The following is a 17,441-nucleotide window of genomic DNA, read 5'->3' as shown; positions in this document are numbered from 1 at the left end:
GGGCAGGCAAACCAAAAACAAAACAGACCCAACAACAACCCCACAACAAAAAAGCCGCAGAACCATCATCAAGCCCACATGGCATAAAAAACATGACACACTATCGAGATCTCAAACAACACACCCACCGAAATCAACATCCCGCCAAGCGGGGAGGCGTCCTCCGGAAGCGCCTGACGAACATTATTCGAGGCGATTCCCCAAGTCAAATCCAGGATCCGTGACCCTGGCCTCATGGCCGCCATCGATGGAGTTCGTCCTGCCTTGATGCTCTGGCTGACCAGGCGCCCTCAAGGCCGAGGAGTAAATTACACGCCGAGATCAGGCCGGTCAACCCGCAATCCAGTGAGGCCCCACACAATCGATGCTCCTGCGATGCGGGAGCGAGGTGGGGCTCGGCGGGGCGCCGCGTCGTCGTCGCAGCGCCCCACCGAGTCCCACCGGCCCGGGCCGCGCGGGCTCAGGCGGTGCGGGCGGCGGCGAGATTGCGCCGGCCCTTGCGGACCAGGACCACTCCCCCAGCCAGGACCTGCTCGGCGCTCACCGGAGCGTCCTCGTCGGTGACCTTGGCGTTGTTGATGTAGGCGCCGCCGGCGGCCACCGTCTTGCGGGCGGCGTTGCGGCCCTTCTCCAGGCCGGTGCCCACCAGGAGGTCGACGATGGTGGAGGTGCCCACCACCAGCTCGGTGATGGCCAGGTCCGCCGTCGCGGCCCGCAGCGTGTCCGCATCGAGCTCGCCCAGGTCCCCGCGCCCCCACAGGGCCGCTGTCGCGGCCTGCGCCTGGGCCAGCGCCCGGGCCCCGTGCACCCAGGTGGTGACCTCCTGGGCCAGGACCCGCTGCGCCTCGCGGGCCTTGGGGTTGGCGGCGGTGGCGGCCTCCAGGCGCTCGATCTCCTCGCGCCCCAGGAAGGTGAAGACCTTGAGGAAGCGCACCACGTCCTCGTCGTCGACCTGGAGCCAGAACTGGTAGAAGGCGTAGGGGCTGAGCATCCGCGGATCCAGCCACACGGCCCCGCCCTCGGTCTTGCCGAACTTGGTGCCGTCGGCCTTGGTGATGAGCGGGTTGGTCATGACGTGGACCGAGGCCCCCTCGACCTTGTGGATGAGGTCCATGCCCCCCACGAGGTTGCCCCACTGGTCGTTGCCCCCGATCTCCAGGGTGCAGCCGTGGCGGCGGAAGAGCTCGAGGTAGTCATTGGCCTGGAGGACCTGGTAGCTGAACTCGGTGAAGGAGATCCCCTCATCGCTGGCCAGGCGCCGGGCCACGATGTCCTTGGAGAGCATCGTGCCCATGCGGAAGTTCTTGCCCAGGTCGCGCAGGAAGTCGATGGCGCTCATCTCCTGGGTCCAGTCCAGGTTGTTGACGATGCGCGCGGGATTGTCGCCCTCGAAGTCCAAGAGCCTCTCGAGCTGGGCCTGCAGCCCCCGGGCCCATCCGGCCACGACGTCCTTGGTGTTCAAGGGGCGCTCCCCCTTGGCCCGCGGATCGCCGATGAGGCCCGTGGCGCCTCCCACCAGCGCCAGCGGGCGGTGCCCGGCCAGTTGGAGGTGGCGCATGACCTTGACCGCCACAAGATGACCGTGGTGGAGGCTGGGGGCCGTGGGGTCGAAGCCGCAGTAGAAGGTCACCGGCCCGGCCGCCAGCGCGGCGCGCAGGGCGTCGATGTCGGTGTGCTGGGCCACCAGGCCCCGCCATTGCAGCTCCTCCAGGATATCACTGGCGTCACTGGCATCCCTGGCGTCGCTGACACTGCTGACATCGCTCACGGTCCAGCACCTCCGTTTGGTCCCCTCAGGCATCCCGCTGGGGTCCCGGGGCCGGGGCGGGTCGCTCCCGGCCACGCTAGTGTGCCACGTCCTGCTCCGGCCGTCGCCGGCTCCCCGGACCGGGGCGGGTCAGGAGGCGGTCGAGGTAGCGCTCCCAGCCCTCGGCCCGCACGGCCCCTCCGGCGGTGACCACCAGCCAGTGCAGCTCCTGGTGCTCGGCGGCGCTGAGGGCCTCGCCGGCGAGGGCGTCCTCGAGCCGGGCCCGGGTGGCCTCGTAGTCCCGTCCCACCGGGTAGCCCGCGGCGCTGAGCATCCGCCGGGCGTAGGCATCCCAGATGAAGCGGGGGCGGTGGTAGGCGTAGAGGCTGATGACATCGGCGGTCTCGGGGCCGATGCCGGGAAGGGCGAGCAGGCAGGCGCGCAGGGTCTCGTCGTCGAGGGCGGTGGCGCTCCTGCCCGGGCCGCTGGTGACCCAGGCCGCCAGGGCCCTGAGGCTGCGGGCCTTGCCGGTCATGAATCCCGAGGGCCGGATGAGGCCGGCCAGGGTGGCATCGTCCATCAACAGCATCACGGCGGGGTCGAGGGCTCCGGCACGGCGCAGGCGCTCCAGGCTGCGCTGGGCGTTGCGCCAGCTGCTGCGCTGCACCAGGACGGCTCCCGCCATGATCTCGAAGCCGGAGTCAGCGGGCCATCGTGACCCGGTGCCGAACTCGCCGCGAAGAACCGTCAGGATCTGGCGGAGGTCGGCTCGGGTGCTGGCCCCCGCGGCGGTCTTCGGAGCCGTGGCTCCCGCGGCACGGGTGCCGGGCACGGAGCGGAGGCCCGTGGTGCTGGGGATCATGGGTGCTCGTGCCTCCTGAGCCTTCGTCGCTGCGGCGCCCTGCCTCGCCCACCCTGCCAGGGCACCGGCCGTCCTGCCCAGGGACCGCTCAGTGACGTCCTGCGGCCTCCTGTGGTCGGACCCGTGGCTGGGGGCGTGGGCGGTCGGGAGGAGGCCATAGGGCGCTCGTGCTGCAGCCGCGCTCAGTGCGCCTCCTGGTGTCCCGCCCCGGCAGGCCGGTCCCAGGTCAGCCGGTAGCGGTAGTGGAGGCGGCGCCGGATGCGCGCGCCGGGGAGGATGTCGATGGCGGCGGCCCGGATCTGGGACACCGGCTCGCGGGCGGGTGCGGTGGGGACCCCAATGTCCGCGGTCTCGTGGTGGAGCCATCCGGCCAGGCGGGCGGGCAGGATGCTCGCCGCGGCCACGGCCCAGTCCCACGGGGTGGCGGTGGCGGCCAGGCCGATGATGATGAGCCGCCCTCCGGGGGCCACGAGCGCGGCCAGGCGGCTCAGGGCGGGGCGCAGGGGCAGGTGGTGGAGGACGGCGACGCAGGTGACGGTCTGGAAGGCCCCCAGGCGCGCGGGCAGGTCCTGGGAGAGCAGGTCGGCACGCTCCAGCCTCACCGGGGCGGCGGCGCCGGCCGTCCCGCCATCAGCGCCGTCATCCGCGGCGCCACCGCTATCGCTGGCGCCGCTACCATCGCCAACGGCGCCCAGTCGCGCGCGGGCCCGTGCCAGCGCCGCGTCGTCGGTGTCGATCCCGACCCGCTCGCCGGTCACCGGCGCCAGGCGGGCCAGGAGCAGCCCGTCGCCGCAGCCGACGTCGAGGACCCGCCCGCCGCGCCGGGCCGCGTCGCGCACGATCTCGTCGTGGAAGGCCGTGTTGTGGTTCCAGTACCGCTCCAGGCCCGCGGGCCCCGTCTGCCGGTCGCGGGCCCGCCCCAGCCGCCGAGCGCAGGGCTCCGCGGCCCGCCGTCGTCTCATGGCCACGGCGGGCCGCTGAGCAGGGCCCCGCACTGCCGGGCCAGGACCGCGCGCCGTAGGAGCGGCCCTGGGCCGGCCTCGGGGCCCTGGGACCTTGCACATCATCGGACCAACGTAGCAGCCCCCGGCCGGGCGTCACTTCGCGGAAAAGGCGTCACTTCGCGACTTTGACGTACCTTCCAGGGGTCGTCCAAGTCGCGAAGTGACGCGCACGTCGCGAACCGACGCGCTTTCGGAGCCAGCGGCCGCGAGACGGCGAAGATGTGCAAGCCCAGCCCCGCTGCACATCTTCAGCCCGGACCCGATCACCGCATCCGCGGAATCCCGGGCATCGGGATCAGCCGGAGCCGCATATCAGCGCTGAAGATGTGCAACGGCGGGGGCGGGGAGGGCTACGGGCGGCGGCGGCGCACCGCGGCCCGATAGGGCGAGACGGTGGGCTCGCCCTCGATCCAGAAGCGCCAGGGGAAGGCCTGGCCATCCCCGCCCGGGCCCGAGACCCCGGTGCGCGGGCCGGTGCGGATCCGCCCGGGATCCGGGACGCGGGCCGGATCGGGCAGCACCAGGCTCAGGCGCGCCCCGGGTCCGCCCAGGACGATGCCGTCATCGGCCCGGTCCAGCCCCAGGGCGGCGCACAGCCGGGCCGGACCCCGGGCCAGGTCGCGCTCCGCCCTCGCCGCGGGCCGCCGCTGGCGGGCGAGCTCGACTCCGCGGGTGACCTCTCCCCCGCGCAGGAGCACCGCCCGGGCGAGGCCCGCCGGGCCGCACACGATATTGAGGCAGTGGTGCATGCCGTAGGTGAAGTAGACGTAGACGCAGCCGGCGGCCCCGAACATGGAGGCGTTGCGCTCGGTGCGCCCCCGGCGGGCGTGGGATCCGGGGTCGCGCTCGCCGCAGTAGGCCTCGACCTCGGTCAGCCGGATGGACACCGCGCCCCGCTCACTGCTCGAGGTGATGGTGGCGCCCAGCAGGCGCGGGGCCACCTCCACCGGGTCGCCGGCCAGGAGAACATCGAGGGCCCGGCCCAGGGCGTGCGGCCCGGCCACCGGCTCCCCCGGTGCCGCCCGGGGCCCCTCAGGCCTCATCGTCAGCCGTTGCGCCCTCCGCCACGACCACCGGCCCGTCCAGGAGGGAGCCCTCCCAGGCGAAGACCCGCAGCTCGGCGCTGCGGGCGATGGCCCGGGCCAGCTGCTCGACCACGCGCACCGGTGCGGTGCCCCCGCGCCCGCTGCGGGAGGCCACTGAGCCCTGGGCGGACAGGACCTCGCGCACGCCCGGGGCCAGGCGGGCGTCGATATCGGCGAAGTCGGCATCGGTGAGATCCCACAGCTCGATGCCGCGCTCCTCGCAGCGGCGCACGCAGGCCCCGGCGATCTCATGGGCGTGGCGGAAGGGCACGCCCTGCTTGACCAGCCACTCGGCGACATCGGTGGCCAGGGCGAAGCCCTGGGGGGCGAGCTCGGCCATGCGCTCATGGTGCAGGCTCATCGTGGCCACCATGCCGGACACCGCCGGCAGGAGGATCTCCAGGGTGTCGATGGCGTCGAAGACCGGCTCCTTGTCCTCCTGCAGGTCGCGGGCGTAGGCCAGGGGCAGTCCCTTGAGGGTGGCCAGCAGCCCGGTCAGGTCCCCGATGAGCCGCCCGGCCTTGCCCCGGGCCAGCTCGGCCACATCCGGGTTCTTCTTCTGCGGCATGATCGAGGATCCCGTGGCGTAGGCGTCATCCAGGGTGGCGAAGCCGAACTCCTTGGTGGTCCACACGATGACCTCCTCGCTCAGGCGCGAGAGGTCGACGGCCGTCATGGCCAGGATGAAGGACAGCTCGGCGACGACGTCGCGGGCGCTGGTGCCGTCGATGGAGTTCTCCACCGCCCCGTCAAACCCCAGGTCCGCGGCCACCGCGTCCGGGTCCAGTCCCAGGGAGCTGCCCGCCAGGGCGCCCGAGCCGTAGGGGGACACGGCGGCGCGCGCGTCCCAGTCCTCCAGGCGCTCCACATCGCGCATGAGCGGCCAGGCGTGGGCCAGCAGGTGGTGGGCCACCAGGACCGGCTGGGCGTGCTGGAGGTGGGTGCGCCCCGGCATGATGCGCTCCCCGGCCGCCGCGGCCTGGTCGATGAGGGCGTCGACGACGTCGAGCACGAGGCCCGCCAGGCGCCGGGCCTGGTCGCGCAGGTACATGCGGATGAGGGTGGCGATCTGGTCGTTGCGCGAGCGCCCGGCGCGCAGGCGCCCGCCCAGGTCATCCCCGGCGCGCTCGATGAGCCCGCGCTCCAGGGCGGTGTGCACATCCTCGTCGGAGGCCTCGGGGGCGAAGGCGCCCGCGACGACGTCGTCCTCCAGGCGATCCAGGGCGGCCAGCATCCCCGTGAGCTGGTCCTCCCCCAGCAGCCCCGCGGCGTGCAGCGCCCGGGCGTGGGCGCGCGACCCGGCGATGTCGTAGCGGGCCAGGCGCCAGTCGAAGTGGGTGGACACGCTCAGCGCGGCCAGCGCCTGGGACGGCCCCCCGCTGAAGCGCCCTCCCCACAGGCTCACTCCCTCCTGGGGGGCCTGCGGGGAGCGGGGGTCGGGCTGGGCGGCGTGAGGGCTCATCATGGCCCCATCATGGCCCATCCCCACCCGCGGGGCCGGCATCCGGCGCCGCCCGGGAGGGCGCCGGCACCGGGGCGCAGGCGGGCACGTGGTGCCCGGCAGCGGGACGAGGGACGAATCGTGAGGAATGGACCACTGGATCCAGTGCTCCACTGCCTGTGGCCGGGGCCGCGGCATGGAAGCATGGGGTCATGGCAGACGCACCCAACGCCCTGTTCCCCGGAAAGCAGTTCATCTCCACCGTGCTCGAGGCCCTGGAGACCAAGACGCGCATGACCGGCACCCTGGCCCACCGCTATCTCATGCGCGCGGCGATGGCCGGGATGATCGTGGCGGTCTTCTACATGGTCAACTACGCCATCGTCGGCGTCTTCGATGAGCTGCGGGTCGGGCAGGCCTCCCTGTCGGAGATCGGCCGGCTCCTGGGCGCCCTGTGCTTCGGGCCGGCCCTGGTCTTCATCTACTACACCAAGTCCGAGCTGCTCACCAGCAACATGATGGTGGTGGTCATCGGCGGCTACTACCACCGCATCTCCTGGTGGCGGGGGCTGAGGGTCCTGGTGCTGTGCTTCCTGGGAAACTTCGCGGGAGGCCTGGTCTTCGCCCTGCTCTACCGCTTCTCCACCCTCGTCCAGGGGCCCACCGGGGAGCAGGCCCTGCACTCGGTGGAGGTCAAGCTCGGCTACCTGTCCTCGGCCTCGGGCGTGGCCGACCTGTTCATCAGGGCGATCCTGTGCAACTTCATGATCAACCTGGCCATGCTGCTCATCTACAACGGCTATATCGCCGAGGACTGGTCCAAGATCTTCTCGATGATCATCGCGGTCTTCGTCTTCGCCTTCCTGGGCCTGGAGCACTCGGTGGCCAACACCGTGCTGTTCACCGTCATCGGCCTCAACCACGGCATCGACATCCCCCTGGCGATGGGCAATGTGGTGGTGGCGCTGCTGGGCAACTTCGTGGGCGGCGGCCTGCTCATCGGCGCCTACTACGCCTATGTCAATGACGACTCCCGCTACCTGCGCCGCCATGGCGGGGACGAGGGCGCCTGAGCCGCAGCGGGCCCGGTCCCCGGCGCCTGCCGCCCCGGGGACCGGGCCCACATGGGATCCTCCGCTGCCCTCCCGGCCTCAGAAGCCCATCCCGTGACCCGTGCGCACATCGCGGGCGGCCGCCAGCTTGGACTGCAGGCCGTAGATCTCGATGAAGCCGCGCGAGGAGGACTGGTCGAAGGTGTCCCCGGAGTCGTAGGTGGCCAGGTTGAAGTCGTACAGGCCGGTGGCCGAGCGGCGCCCGTTGACGGTGGCCCGCCCGCCGTGCAGCACCATGCGGATATCCCCGTTGACATAGCGCTGGGTGTCGGCGATGAAGGCGTCCATGGAGCGCTTGAGCGGTGAGTACCACTGGGCCTCGTAGACCAGGTCGCTCCAGGTGCTCTCCAGGTGCCGCTTGTAGCGCAGCTGGAGGCGCTCCAGGGTCACCGCCTCCAGGGCCCGGTGGGCCTCGATGAGCGCGAGGGCGCCGGGGGCCTCGTAGACCTCCCGGGACTTGATGCCCACGAGCCTGTCCTCGACGATGTCGATGCGGCCCACGCCCTGGGCACCTGCACGGCGGTTCATCTCCTGGATCGCCTCCAGGGGGGTCACGGGCCGCTCGTCGATGGCCACGGGCAGCCCCTCCTCGAAGGTGATGACGAGCTCGTCGGGCAGCGGCGGGTAGGTGGGGTCATCGGTGTAGGAGTAGACGTCCTTGGTGGGGGCGTTCCACAGGTCCTCCAGGAAGCCGGTCTCGATGGCCCGGCCCCAGACGTTCTGGTCGATGGAGAAGGGGTTGTGCTTGGTGGTCTCGATGGGCAGCGAGTGCCTCTCGGCGTAGTCGATGGCCACGTCCCGGGTCAGGGCGAGGTCGCGCACCGGGGAGATGCAGGTCATGTCCGGGGCCATGGAGGTGATGGAGACCTCGAAGCGGACCTGGTCATTGCCCTTGCCGGTGCATCCGTGGGCCACGGTGCCCGCCCCGAACCTGCGGGCGGCCTGGACCAGGTGCTTGGCGATGAGGGGGCGGGACAGGGCCGAGACCAGGGGGTAGGTGCCCTGGTAGAGGGCGTTGGCCTTGAGGGCAGGCATGCAGTAGTCGGAGGCGAACTCCTCGCGGGCGTCGACCACCCAGGCCTCCACCGCCCCGCAGTCCAGGGCGCGCCGGCGGATGACGTCGAGGTCCTCACCGCCCTGGCCCACGTCCACGGCGACGGCGATGACCTCCTTGCCCGTCTGCTCGCCGATCCATCCGATGGCCACGGAGGTGTCCAGGCCCCCGGAATAGGCCAGGACGACCCGGTCCTTGTTCTGCTGGGCGCTCTGCTCGGTGCTCTGATTGCTGGTCTGCTCGCTGCTTGTCGTCATGGCTGATCTCCTCCTACTCGCCCGCGGGCGGCTGGGATCGTCTTGATGGGGTGTGTCTGGGGGTGGCGGGCCGGTGGGAACGGCGCATGGGGAAGGACATGACGGCCCAGGGGCAGGGTGGGGCGCCGGGCCTGCGGGGCGCGCGGCCTCCTGGGCCGGATCGCCCCGGGTCCTTCCGGGACCGGGTCCGCTGCGGAACCGGGTCAGGGTCTGGGACGGCTGTCGGCCAGGCCCAGCAGGTGGCCGGAGACCTCGGCGGAGATCTCGGAGCTGCGGGTGATGACCAGGACGGTGTCGTCCCCGGCGATGCAGCCCAGCACCCCGGGCATCATGGCGTCGTCCACGGAGGCGGCCAGGAGCTCGGCGGCGCCGGGCAGGGTTCGCAGAACCACCTGTCCCCCGGCCCACTCGACGGTGACGAGCAGGTCGGCGCACCAGCGTGCCAGCCGGGCGGTGGTGTGGTCGGCCAGGGTGTCGGTGCCCGGCCTGACGGCCGGGCCGGCCAGCTGCCCCATGACGCTGCCCTCGGGGATGGCGTAGACCTGGCCATCGGAGGAGCGGATCTTGGTGGCGCGCAACTCGACCAGGTCGCGGGAGAGCGTGGCCTGGGTGGTGCTCACGCCACGGGCCGCCAGGGCGTCGCGCAGCTGGCCCTGGGATCGGATGCGCTCCTTGGCCAGGATCCTCACGATGAGGGCGTGGCGGGCGGCCTTGGTGCTGGGGCTCGAGGCGCCTGAGGCCTGGCGGTAGGGACTGGTGCGGTCGAGGATCTCACTCATGGATTGCTCCTTTCTGCCAGGACCTGGGCCAGTGCCCCTGTGAACGAGGAGGCCTCCTGCGAGGTCAGGATGAGGGGCGGGGCCAGACGGATCGTATCGGAGCCCGGGGCGTTGACGATGAAGCCGCGCTCCAGGAGGGCGGAGGCGAGCTGGGCCGCCGGGGGCGCGTCCGGCGACAGGCCCACGCCCAGCAGCAGTCCGCGACCCCGGACCTGGGCGACCTGGGGCAGTTGGGCCAGCTCCCGGGCCCACTGGTCCCCCAGCCGGCGCACGCGGTCGAGCAGCCCGGGCTCGCCGATGGTCTCGATGACGGCCAGGGCTGCGGCGCTGGCCACCGGGTTGCCCCCGAAGGTGGTGCCGTGCTGGCCCGGCCCCAGGAGCTCGGCGGCCCGCCCGCGGGCCACGAGGGCGCCGATGGGGATGCCCCCGCCCAGGCCCTTGGCCAGGGTGACGACGTCGGGCACCACGCCGGGGGCCAGGAGGTGGTGGGCCATCCAGGCCCCGGTGCGGCCCATGCCGGTCTGCACCTCGTCGCAGATGAGCAGGGCCCCGGCGCTCCGGGTCAGCTCCCGGGCGGCGCGCAGGTAGTCCTCCCCCAGCTCGCGCACCCCGGCCTCGCCCTGGATGGGCTCGATGAACAGGGCGGCAACGTCGGGGCCCATGGCGCGCTCCAGGGCCCGGGTGTCACCGGCGGGCAGGAACTCGACCCCGCCGGGCAGGGGCTCGAAGGGATCGCGGTAGGCGCTCTTGTGGGTCAGGGCCAGGGCCCCCATGGTCCGGCCGTGGAAGGCCTGCTCCAGGGCGAGGATGCGGGGGCGCCGGGCGCCGCCGTGGCGGCGGGCGATCTTGAAGGCGGCCTCGTTGGCCTCCGTGCCGGAGTTGGCCAGGAAGACCCGGACCCGGCCGCCCGCACCGGACTGCCCTGCCGGCTCGCTCCCGGCCCGCTCCTCGGGGAAGACGATGGCCGCGAGCCGCTCCGCCAGGCGCACCTGGGCGGGGGTGGTGAAGAAGTTGGAGACGTGGCCCAGGGTGGCCAGCTGGTCGGTGACCGCCTGGAGGATCGCCGGGTGGGCGTGGCCCAGGCAGTTGACCGCGATGCCCGCCAGCAGGTCGAGGTACTCCCGGCCGTCGGCGTCCCACACGCGGGTGCCCCGGCCCCGCACCAGCGCCCGCTGGGGCGGGCCGAAGGTGTTCATCACGGCCCGGGCGTAGCGCTGGGACCACTGCTCACCGCTGGTGCGCTGGTCGGGGCCGTGCTCACCGGATCCGTGCTCCTCGGCGGGGCTCATAGGCTCCTGCCTCCGCTCAGCGGGGGCAGCGGCGCATCCCCGGGATGGATGACGGTGCCCACGCCCTCATCGGTGACGATCTCCAGGAGCATGCAGTGGGCCTGGCGGCCATCGACCACGTGGGCCTGGCCCACTCCCCCGCGCACGGCCCGCAGGCAGGCCTCCATCTTGGGGATCATGCCCGTCTCCAGGCTGGGCAGGAGCTCCTCCAGGGCCGCGGCGCTGATGAAGGGCACCAGCGAGCTGCGGTCGGGCCAGGCCGCGTAGAGCCCCTCGACGTCGGTGAGCATGAGCAGGGTGCGGGCCTTGAGCGCCACGGCGATGGCGGCCGCCGCGGTGTCGGCGTTGATGTTGAGCACCGTGGAGGAGTCGGTGGACAGGGGCGCCACGGAGGAGATGACGGGGATGCGCCCCTGGTCGAGCAGGTCGATGATGGGCTGGGGGTTGACCTCGACGACGTCGCCCACGAGCCCCACATCCACGCTCTGGCCGTTGACGGTGGCGGGCCTCTGCCGCGCCTGGAGCAGGCCGCCGTCCTCGCCGCTGATGCCCACGGCGGCCGAGCCGTCCTTGTTGAGCAGGGAGACGAGCTCGCGCTGGACCGAGCCGGTGAGGACCATGCGGACCACGTCCATGACCTCGGGGGTGGTCACGCGCAGGCCCCCGCGGAACTCCGAGTCGATGCCCAGGCGGGTGAGCATGGCGTTGATCTGGGGGCCGCCGCCGTGGACGACGACGGGCCTGACCCCGACCTGGTGGAGGAACAGGACGTCCTGGGCGAAGGCCCGCTTGAGCTCCTCGTCGACCATGGCGTTGCCGCCGTACTTGATGACCATGGTGGCGCCCTTGTAGGTGCGCAGCCAGGGCACGGCCTCCAGCAGCACCGAGGCCTTCTGCTGGTCGGACAGTGAGGTGGGCCGGCGGGTGGCGGGCCGGGGGGTCTGGGAGGTACTCATGTGGTGTAGTCCGCGTTGATGGTGACGTAGCCGTGGGTCAGGTCGTTGGTCCATACGGTGGCCCGGGCCGGGCCCGCGCCCAGATCGATGTCGATGCGGGTCTCGCGCGGGCTCATGTCCACCATGGAGCGGTCCTCGCCCAGGGCGCCGTGGCGGAAGATGGTCACGCCGTTGATGGTCACGTCCACCTCCTGGGGGTCGAAGGGGCAGACCTCCTCGGGGACGGTGCCCAGCTGGGACAGGACCCTGCCCCAGTTGGGGTCGCCCCCGGCCACGGCGCACTTGAGGAGGTTGGAGGAGCTGACGGTGCGGGCGGCGGCCTCGGCGGCCCGCTCACTGGCGGCGCCGGTGACGGTGATGGCGATGTCGTGGGTGGCTCCCTCGGCGTCGGCCACGAGCCTGCGGCCCAGCCGGCCCAGGATCCGCTCGACGGCGGCGTCGAGCTCCTCGGGGGTGGGGGCGGTGCCCGAGGCCCCGGAGGCCAGGAGCAGGACGGTGTCGTTGGTGGACATGCACCCGTCGGAGTTGATGCGGTTGACGGTGCGGGCGGTGGCGGCGCTCAGGGCCCGCTGGGCCTGCTGGGGGCTGATGACGGCGTCGGTGGTGATGACGGCCAGCATGGTGGCCATGCCGGGGGCGAGCATGCCCACACCCTTGATCATGCCCCCGATGGTCCAGGGGCCCTGCGGCCCCTCGACCTCCAGGGCGTCCTCCTTGGGGACGGTGTCGGTGGTCATGATGGCCACGGCGGCCTCGTGCCCGCGCTCCGGGCCCCGGCCCAGGGCCTCGGCGGCGCTTCTGGCGCCTGCCAGGAGGCGGGGCATGTCCAGGGGGGCGCCGATGACGCCGGTGGAGCACACGAGGACCTGGTCCGCCCGGCATCCCAGCAGGTCGGCCACCTCGGTGGCGGTGGCGGCGGTGTCGCGCTCGCCGCGCGCCCCGGTGCAGGCGTTGGCCGAGCCGGAGTTGAGGACCACGGCGCGCGGGCCCGAGGCGGCGGCGTCCTGCGAGGGCGCCGGGGGCACAGCAGCGTCGTCCTGAGCGGTCCCCTGCGGATCGCCCCGCTGCGCGAGCTGCTCGATGATGCGCCGCGACCAGACCACGGGCGCGGCCACCACCCGGTTGGTGGTGAAGACCCCTGCGGCGGTGCGCAGCGGGCCGTCGTTGACCACCAGGGCCAGATCGGGCCGCCCGGACTCCTTGAGGCCGGCGGCCACCCCGGAGGCCCGGAAGCCCTTGGCGGCGGTGACACTCATGGTGCGACTCCCTGTGCGATGACGCCCGTGGCCTCGGGCAGGCCCAGGGCGAGGTTGAGGCTCTGGAGGGCGGCCGAGGCGGTGCCCTTGCCCAGGTTGTCGATGGCGCACAGCGCGGTGATCGTGCGCGCCACCGGGTCGTAGGCCACCTGGACGGCGGCCAGCCCGCTGCCCGCCACGGCGGCGGTGGTGGGCCAGGAGCCCTCGGGCAGGAGGTGGATGAGGGGCTCGCCCCGGCCGGGGGCCCCGTAGGCGGCGCTCCAGGCGCGGCGCAGGGCGGCGGTGGGGTCCTCGGCCCGGGTGATGGCGCTGGTGGCGCCGGCGGTGACGGTGGCCAGGATGCCCCGGCTCATGGGCACCAGAACGGGGGTGAAGGAGATCCGAGCGGCCCCGGGCCCGCCCCCGGCGACGGTGAGGTTCTGGGTGATCTCGGGGATGTGGCGGTGGGTGCCGCCCACGGCGTAGGGCTGGGCCGAGCCCAGGGCCTCAGCGGCGCTCAGGTGCGGCTTGAGGGCCTTGCCGGCCCCGGAGTAGCCCACGGCCAGGACCGCGGTGATCGGGGGCGCCTGGTCGCCGGTGTCCACCAGGCCGGCGGCGATGCCGGGCTGGAGGGCCAGGGTGACGGCGGTGACGTTGCAGCCGGGCACGGCGATGCGCCGGGCGGCGGCCAGCTCGGCGCGCTGCCTGGCCGCGTTGGTCTCCCCGGCGTGGAGGAGCTCGGGCATGCCGTAGGCCCAGGCACCGGCGTAGGGGCTGTCCTGGCCGTAGAAGGCGGACCAGGCGGCGGGATCGATCAGCCGGTGGTCGGCGCCGCAGTCGATGAGCAGGGGGTCGGCGCCCCGGGCCGCGGCCTCGCGCTCGATGGCGGCGGTCACGGTCCCCGAGGCCCCGTGGGGCAGGGCCAGGACGACGGCGTCGTGCCCGGCCAGGGCGGCGGCATCGGTGGCCTCCACGCGGCGCTGGGCGAGGTGTGCCAGGTGGGGGTGGTGCTGCCCCAGGAGGGTGCCGGCCGAGGAGGCCGCGCTCAGCACGCCGATCTCGATATCCGGGTGGGTGCTCAGCAGGCGCAGGACCTCCCCACCGGCGTACCCGGTGGCTCCGGCGACGGCCACGGAGAAAGTCATGCAGGAACCATACGGCCATTGCATACAAATGCAAAACGAGGGCGGCGGGGCCTCGCCTCACCGCACGGCCGGTGCCCGCACAGCACCGGGCAGCACTGGGCAGCACCGAGCAGCGCCCGCGCGGGGGCCTCAGGCCGCGGCGTCGTTCAGTGAGGTGACGATGGCATCAGCCCACTGGGTGACCTGGTCCCAGTCGCGGTAGTCCCCCTCGGAGGCGCCGCCCAGGCGGGCGATGGAGCGCTCGCGCAGGCTGAGCCGGTCGGGGGCGAAGCGCCCGGCGAAGCAGATGTGGTCCTCGGGCTCCAAGGACAGGAGCACCGGCCCGATGCGCAGCGGGTCCGCCGCCTGCCCGTCGGCCACCCCGGACAGGCCCACGGAGAAGGCCCACACCGGCTTGGCGGCCAGAGTCGTGCGGAACCGCTTGGTGAAGTCCACCGCCTCATTGGTCCACTTGGTCATGTAGACGGCGCTGCCCAGGATGAAGGCGTCATAGCCCTCCACCGATTCCACATCCTCGGGGTGGGCCTGATCCACCGCGATCGCGGCCTCGCGCAGCCGCTGGGCGATGACATCGGCGACCTCATCAGTGGTGCCGTGGCGGGAGGATGATGTGAGCAGGATCTTCATACGCGACAGTATTCACAGATCCGGGCCGGGGTGGTGGGACTCGATACCCAGATCACGGCAGTGTTAGAAGAAACACATCGATCCCGATCTGTGCGTCCTCAGCGCCCTTGGCGGCCCGGGCGCGGCACGATGCCCGGAATACCGCCGTCGACCCGACCGGGCCGGGCGCGAGGACCCGCACAGGCGGAGGTCAGGAGCGCAGCTCGGCGCCCAGGGCCTTGGCGGCGCGCTTGACCACCCGCTTGCGCACCGCCGCGGTCTCCTCGGCGGTCAGGGTGCGGTCGGGGGCGCGCAGGACCAGGGAGAAGGCCAGCGACTTCCTGCCCTCCCCCAGCTGGGGCCCGCGGAAGACGTCGAACAGGCGCACCTCCTCGGCCAGGTCCCCGGCGGCCCGGCGCACCACGGCCTCGACAGCGGCTGCGGGCACGGACTCCTCGACCACCAGGGCGATGTCCTCCTTGGCGGCGGGGAAGGTGGAGACGGGGGCCACCTGGAGGGCGCCGGCCGCCCCGGCCGCCTCCAGCAGCGGCTCCAGGTCGATCTCCACGGCGCAGGTGCGTGCGGGCAGGCCCAGGGTGCGGGCCACGCGCGGGTGCAGCTCGCCAGCGTGGGCGACCACGGCACCGGCCCGGAGCTCCTTGCCCCGCCGGGTCGCGGGCAGGCGCAGCTCGGCGGTGCGGCCGGGGTGCCAGGGCGCCACCGGCTCGGCGGGGGCGGCGGCCTCCACGTCCACGCCCAGGGCGCGGGCCACGAGGCGCACGACCTCGACGGCGTCGGCCCAGTCCCAGGGGCGGGCCCCGCCCAGGACCCCGGCGCGCTGCGCCTCACCGGCCAGGATGGCGGCGATATGCGTGGGCTGGGCGGGGATGCCCGCCTCCAGGGCCTCGATCTGCTCGGGGCTCGGGCGGTGCTCCACACCGGGGATCGGCGCGGGCACGGTGCCCGCGGGGCGGGTGACGGCGCCGAGCTCGTAGATGGCGATGTCGGCAAGCCCGCGCGAGGCATTGCGGCGCGCGGTCTCCACCAGGGAGTCCAGGACGCTGGTGCGCAGCAGGGGGGCGTCCTCGGCCAGCGGGTTGGCCAGGGCGGCGGCCCGGCGCCGCGGGTCGTCCTCGGGGATCTCCAGGCGGTCGTGGATGTCGCCGACGAAGGGGTAGGACAGCACCTGGGTCAGGCCCGCCCCGGCCAGGGCGCGCACGACGTCGCGGCGGGCCCGCTGGCGGGCGGTCAGGCCCGTTCCGGCCGGAGCGGCGGGGATGATGACGGGGATGGAGTCGTAGCCGTCGAGGCGGGCCACCTCCTCGGCCAGGTGGGCGGCGCCCACGAGGTCGGGCCGCCAGGTGGGCGGGGTGACCGAGATCAGCTCGCGGCCCTCGTCGTCGGAGCCGGCGGGCCGGACCGTGCAGCCGATCATCTCCAGCAGCTCGGTGACCCGCGGCGTGCCGTAGGCGACGCCGGTGAGGCGCTGGGCGGCGTCGGCGCGGATGAGGAGCGGCTCGGGAGGAGTCGTGCGGTCGATATCCGTGGCCACCGGCTCGGCGGTGCCGCCCCCGTACTCCACGAGCAGGTCCACGGCCCTCTGCGCGGCCACAGCGGTCAGGGCCGTGTCCACGCCGCGCTCATTGCGCTTGGAGGACTCGGTGGGCAGGCGGTGGCGCCGCGCCGAGCGGGCCACGGAGACGGGGTCGAAGTGGGCGGCCTCGATGAGCAGGTCGGTGGTGGTCCCATCGACCTCGGCGGCGGCCCCGCCGAAGACCCCGGCCAGGACCAGGGGCCGCTCGCCCCGGCCGCCGGTGGAGTCGGTGATGACGAGGTCGCCAGGGTCCAGGTCGCGGGTGGTCTCATCCAGGAAGGTCAGGGACTCCCCCGGACGGGCGCGGCGCACGACGATGGGGGCGGTGAGCTTGGCCAGGTCGAAGGCGTGCAGGGGCTGGCCCAGGTCCAGCATGACGTAGTTGGTGACGTCCACGGCCAGGGAGATGGGGCGCATGCCGGCGGCCGTCAGCCGCTCCTGCATCCAGGCCGGGGAGGAGGCGGCCGGGTCGATGCCGCGCACCACGCGGGCCACGTACCGGTCGCAGCCGGGCCGCCCGTGGATGGGGGCGGCATCCTGCTCGATGATGACGGGGTAGCCCTCCGGCCCGGCCGGGGCCAGGCCGTGGGGGTAGAGGCCCCTGTCCGAGGCATCCGCCGGGTCGGTGAAGGCGGCCCCGGTGGCGTGGGAGTACTCGCGGGCCACGCCCCGCATGGAGAAGCAGTAGCCGCGGTCGGGGGTGACGTTGATCTCCAGGACCTCCTGGCCCAGGCCGAGCAGGGGCAGGGCGTCGGTCCCGGGGGCGGGGGGCTCCTCGCCGTCGCGGCCCTGCTCGGCCAGCCACTGCTCGAGCACGATGATGCCGTCGTGGTCCTCCCCGATGCCCAGCTCACGGGCCGAGCAGATCATGCCGTCGGAGACGTGCCCGTAGGTCTTGCGGGCCGAGATGGCGAAGTCGCCGGGCAGGACGGCTCCGGGCAGGCTGACCACGACGTGGTCACCCACGCCGAAGTTGTGGGCGCCGCACACGATGCCCCGGCTGGGCAGGTCGGAGGGCTCCTTGCCGGTGCCGGGGGCATCGTTGTGCTCAGGCCCGACATCCACGCGGCAGTAGTTGATGACCTTGCCGTTGGACTGCTCCTTGGACTCCAGGGTCAGCACCCTGCCCACCACGAGCGGGCCGGTGACGGCCGGGGGGACGATGCGCTCCTCCTCCAGGCCCACGCGCACCAGGTCGGCCGCCAGCTGCTCGGCGGTGGTGCCGCTGGGCGCATCGACGTGCTCGCGCAGCCACTCCAGGGGGATGTATGGCAT

General features: G+C 73.1%; 15 protein-coding genes. 2 read left to right on the top strand and 13 right to left on the bottom strand.

Translation table 11 applies throughout. The annotated features are described in order from the left end of the window. Positions 1–224, top strand: a 224-nt coding sequence (locus J5X07_RS04865) for a hypothetical protein (RefSeq protein WP_208478858.1), incomplete at its 5' end; no start/stop codon positions are given. Between the two features lie 236 nt (positions 225–460). On the opposite strand, the gene tyrS is transcribed toward J5X07_RS04865, so the two are convergent. From tyrS to argH, 5 genes are all read right to left on the bottom strand, one after another. Further along, positions 461–1,768 carry a tyrosine--tRNA ligase gene (gene tyrS / locus J5X07_RS04860; RefSeq protein WP_341769407.1) on the bottom strand — a complete coding sequence of 436 codons (1,308 nt, stop codon included), beginning with the start codon at positions 1,766–1,768 and terminating at the stop codon, positions 461–463. A gap of 76 nt (positions 1,769–1,844) precedes the next feature. Continuing rightward, positions 1,845–2,609, bottom strand: a complete 765-nt coding sequence (locus J5X07_RS04855) for an endonuclease III domain-containing protein (protein WP_208478856.1) — start codon at positions 2,607–2,609, stop codon at positions 1,845–1,847. 182 nt (positions 2,610–2,791) lie between these two features. Beyond that, positions 2,792–3,577 (bottom strand): class I SAM-dependent methyltransferase, encoded by a 786-nt coding sequence (locus tag J5X07_RS04850; RefSeq protein WP_341769406.1) that lies wholly within the window; start codon positions 3,575–3,577, stop codon positions 2,792–2,794. Between the two features lie 386 nt (positions 3,578–3,963). Then, positions 3,964–4,656 carry a DNA-3-methyladenine glycosylase gene (locus J5X07_RS04845; RefSeq protein WP_124933665.1) on the bottom strand — a complete coding sequence of 231 codons (693 nt, stop codon included), beginning with the start codon at positions 4,654–4,656 and terminating at the stop codon, positions 3,964–3,966. Continuing rightward, the gene (gene argH / locus J5X07_RS04840) at positions 4,646–6,163 is read right to left on the bottom strand and encodes an argininosuccinate lyase (protein ID WP_243896470.1); all 1,518 of its coding nucleotides are present in this window, start codon (positions 6,161–6,163) and stop codon (positions 4,646–4,648) included. Before argH ends, J5X07_RS04845 begins: the two co-directional genes overlap by 11 nt. Positions 6,164–6,351: 188 nt before the next feature. On the opposite strand from argH, the gene J5X07_RS04835 reads away from it, so the two are divergent. Further along, positions 6,352–7,212, top strand: a complete 861-nt coding sequence (locus J5X07_RS04835; RefSeq protein ID WP_124933664.1) for a formate/nitrite transporter family protein — start codon at positions 6,352–6,354, stop codon at positions 7,210–7,212. A gap of 78 nt (positions 7,213–7,290) precedes the next feature. Here J5X07_RS04835 and J5X07_RS04830 read toward each other — a convergent pair whose 3' ends face one another. From J5X07_RS04830 to pheT, 8 genes are all read right to left on the bottom strand, one after another. Next, on the bottom strand, positions 7,291–8,562 hold the full coding sequence (locus tag J5X07_RS04830; RefSeq protein WP_124933663.1) for an argininosuccinate synthase: 1,272 nt from the start codon (positions 8,560–8,562) through the stop codon (positions 7,291–7,293). 203 nt (positions 8,563–8,765) lie between these two features. After that, complete coding sequence (locus tag J5X07_RS04825) at positions 8,766–9,341, bottom strand: arginine repressor (RefSeq protein ID WP_124933662.1); 576 nt, start codon at positions 9,339–9,341, stop codon at positions 8,766–8,768. After that, a complete protein-coding gene (locus J5X07_RS04820; protein WP_124933661.1) occupies positions 9,338–10,630 on the bottom strand; it encodes an acetylornithine transaminase in 1,293 nt (430 codons plus the stop codon). The genes J5X07_RS04825 and J5X07_RS04820 overlap by 4 nt, the downstream gene beginning before the upstream one ends. Continuing rightward, the gene (gene argB, locus J5X07_RS04815) at positions 10,627–11,586 is read right to left on the bottom strand and encodes an acetylglutamate kinase (RefSeq protein WP_243896469.1); all 960 of its coding nucleotides are present in this window, start codon (positions 11,584–11,586) and stop codon (positions 10,627–10,629) included. The genes J5X07_RS04820 and argB overlap by 4 nt, the downstream gene beginning before the upstream one ends. Next, a complete protein-coding gene (gene argJ, locus J5X07_RS04810; RefSeq protein ID WP_208478855.1) occupies positions 11,583–12,842 on the bottom strand; it encodes a bifunctional glutamate N-acetyltransferase/amino-acid acetyltransferase ArgJ in 1,260 nt (419 codons plus the stop codon). Before argJ ends, argB begins: the two co-directional genes overlap by 4 nt. Continuing rightward, positions 12,839–13,966, bottom strand: coding sequence for an N-acetyl-gamma-glutamyl-phosphate reductase (gene argC, locus J5X07_RS04805; RefSeq protein ID WP_208478854.1), 1,128 nt, complete (start codon positions 13,964–13,966; stop codon positions 12,839–12,841). Before argC ends, argJ begins: the two co-directional genes overlap by 4 nt. 129 nt (positions 13,967–14,095) lie before the next feature. Then, positions 14,096–14,593: a flavodoxin domain-containing protein gene (locus J5X07_RS04800; RefSeq protein ID WP_124933659.1), complete on the bottom strand. Its 498-nt coding sequence runs from the start codon at positions 14,591–14,593 to the stop codon at positions 14,096–14,098. A 190-nt stretch (positions 14,594–14,783) separates the two neighbouring features. After that, entirely contained in the window at positions 14,784–17,441 is a 2,658-nt protein-coding gene (pheT, locus tag J5X07_RS04795; RefSeq protein WP_208478853.1) for a phenylalanine--tRNA ligase subunit beta, read from the bottom strand.

It is taken from the genome of Actinomyces bowdenii (genome assembly GCF_017592395.1).
GTDB classification, from domain to species: Bacteria; Actinomycetota; Actinomycetes; order Actinomycetales; family Actinomycetaceae; genus Actinomyces; species Actinomyces bowdenii.
Note: the sequence above shows the minus strand (reverse complement) of the source record. Positions and strands in the feature narration are given on the sequence as shown.

Excerpts from the sequence above, each read along its gene's own strand:
- J5X07_RS04855 (WP_208478856.1), bottom strand. The coding sequence starts at position 2,609 with ATGATCCCCAGCACCACGGGCCTCCGCTCCGTGCCCGGCACCCGTGCC.
- J5X07_RS04845 (WP_124933665.1), bottom strand. The coding sequence starts at position 4,656 with ATGAGGCCTGAGGGGCCCCGGGCGGCACCGGGGGAGCCGGTGGCCGGG.
- argH (WP_243896470.1), bottom strand. The coding sequence starts at position 6,163 with ATGATGAGCCCTCACGCCGCCCAGCCCGACCCCCGCTCCCCGCAGGCC.
- J5X07_RS04835 (WP_124933664.1), top strand. The coding sequence starts at position 6,352 with ATGGCAGACGCACCCAACGCCCTGTTCCCCGGAAAGCAGTTCATCTCC.
- J5X07_RS04830 (WP_124933663.1), bottom strand. The coding sequence starts at position 8,562 with ATGACGACAAGCAGCGAGCAGACCAGCAATCAGAGCACCGAGCAGAGC.
- J5X07_RS04825 (WP_124933662.1), bottom strand. The coding sequence starts at position 9,341 with ATGAGTGAGATCCTCGACCGCACCAGTCCCTACCGCCAGGCCTCAGGC.
- J5X07_RS04820 (WP_124933661.1), bottom strand. The coding sequence starts at position 10,630 with ATGAGCCCCGCCGAGGAGCACGGATCCGGTGAGCACGGCCCCGACCAG.
- argB (WP_243896469.1), bottom strand. The coding sequence starts at position 11,586 with ATGAGTACCTCCCAGACCCCCCGGCCCGCCACCCGCCGGCCCACCTCA.
- argJ (WP_208478855.1), bottom strand. The coding sequence starts at position 12,842 with ATGAGTGTCACCGCCGCCAAGGGCTTCCGGGCCTCCGGGGTGGCCGCC.
- argC (WP_208478854.1), bottom strand. The coding sequence starts at position 13,966 with ATGACTTTCTCCGTGGCCGTCGCCGGAGCCACCGGGTACGCCGGTGGG.
- J5X07_RS04800 (WP_124933659.1), bottom strand. The coding sequence starts at position 14,593 with ATGAAGATCCTGCTCACATCATCCTCCCGCCACGGCACCACTGATGAG.
- pheT (WP_208478853.1), bottom strand. The coding sequence starts at position 17,441 with ATGCCATACATCCCCCTGGAGTGGCTGCGCGAGCACGTCGATGCGCCC.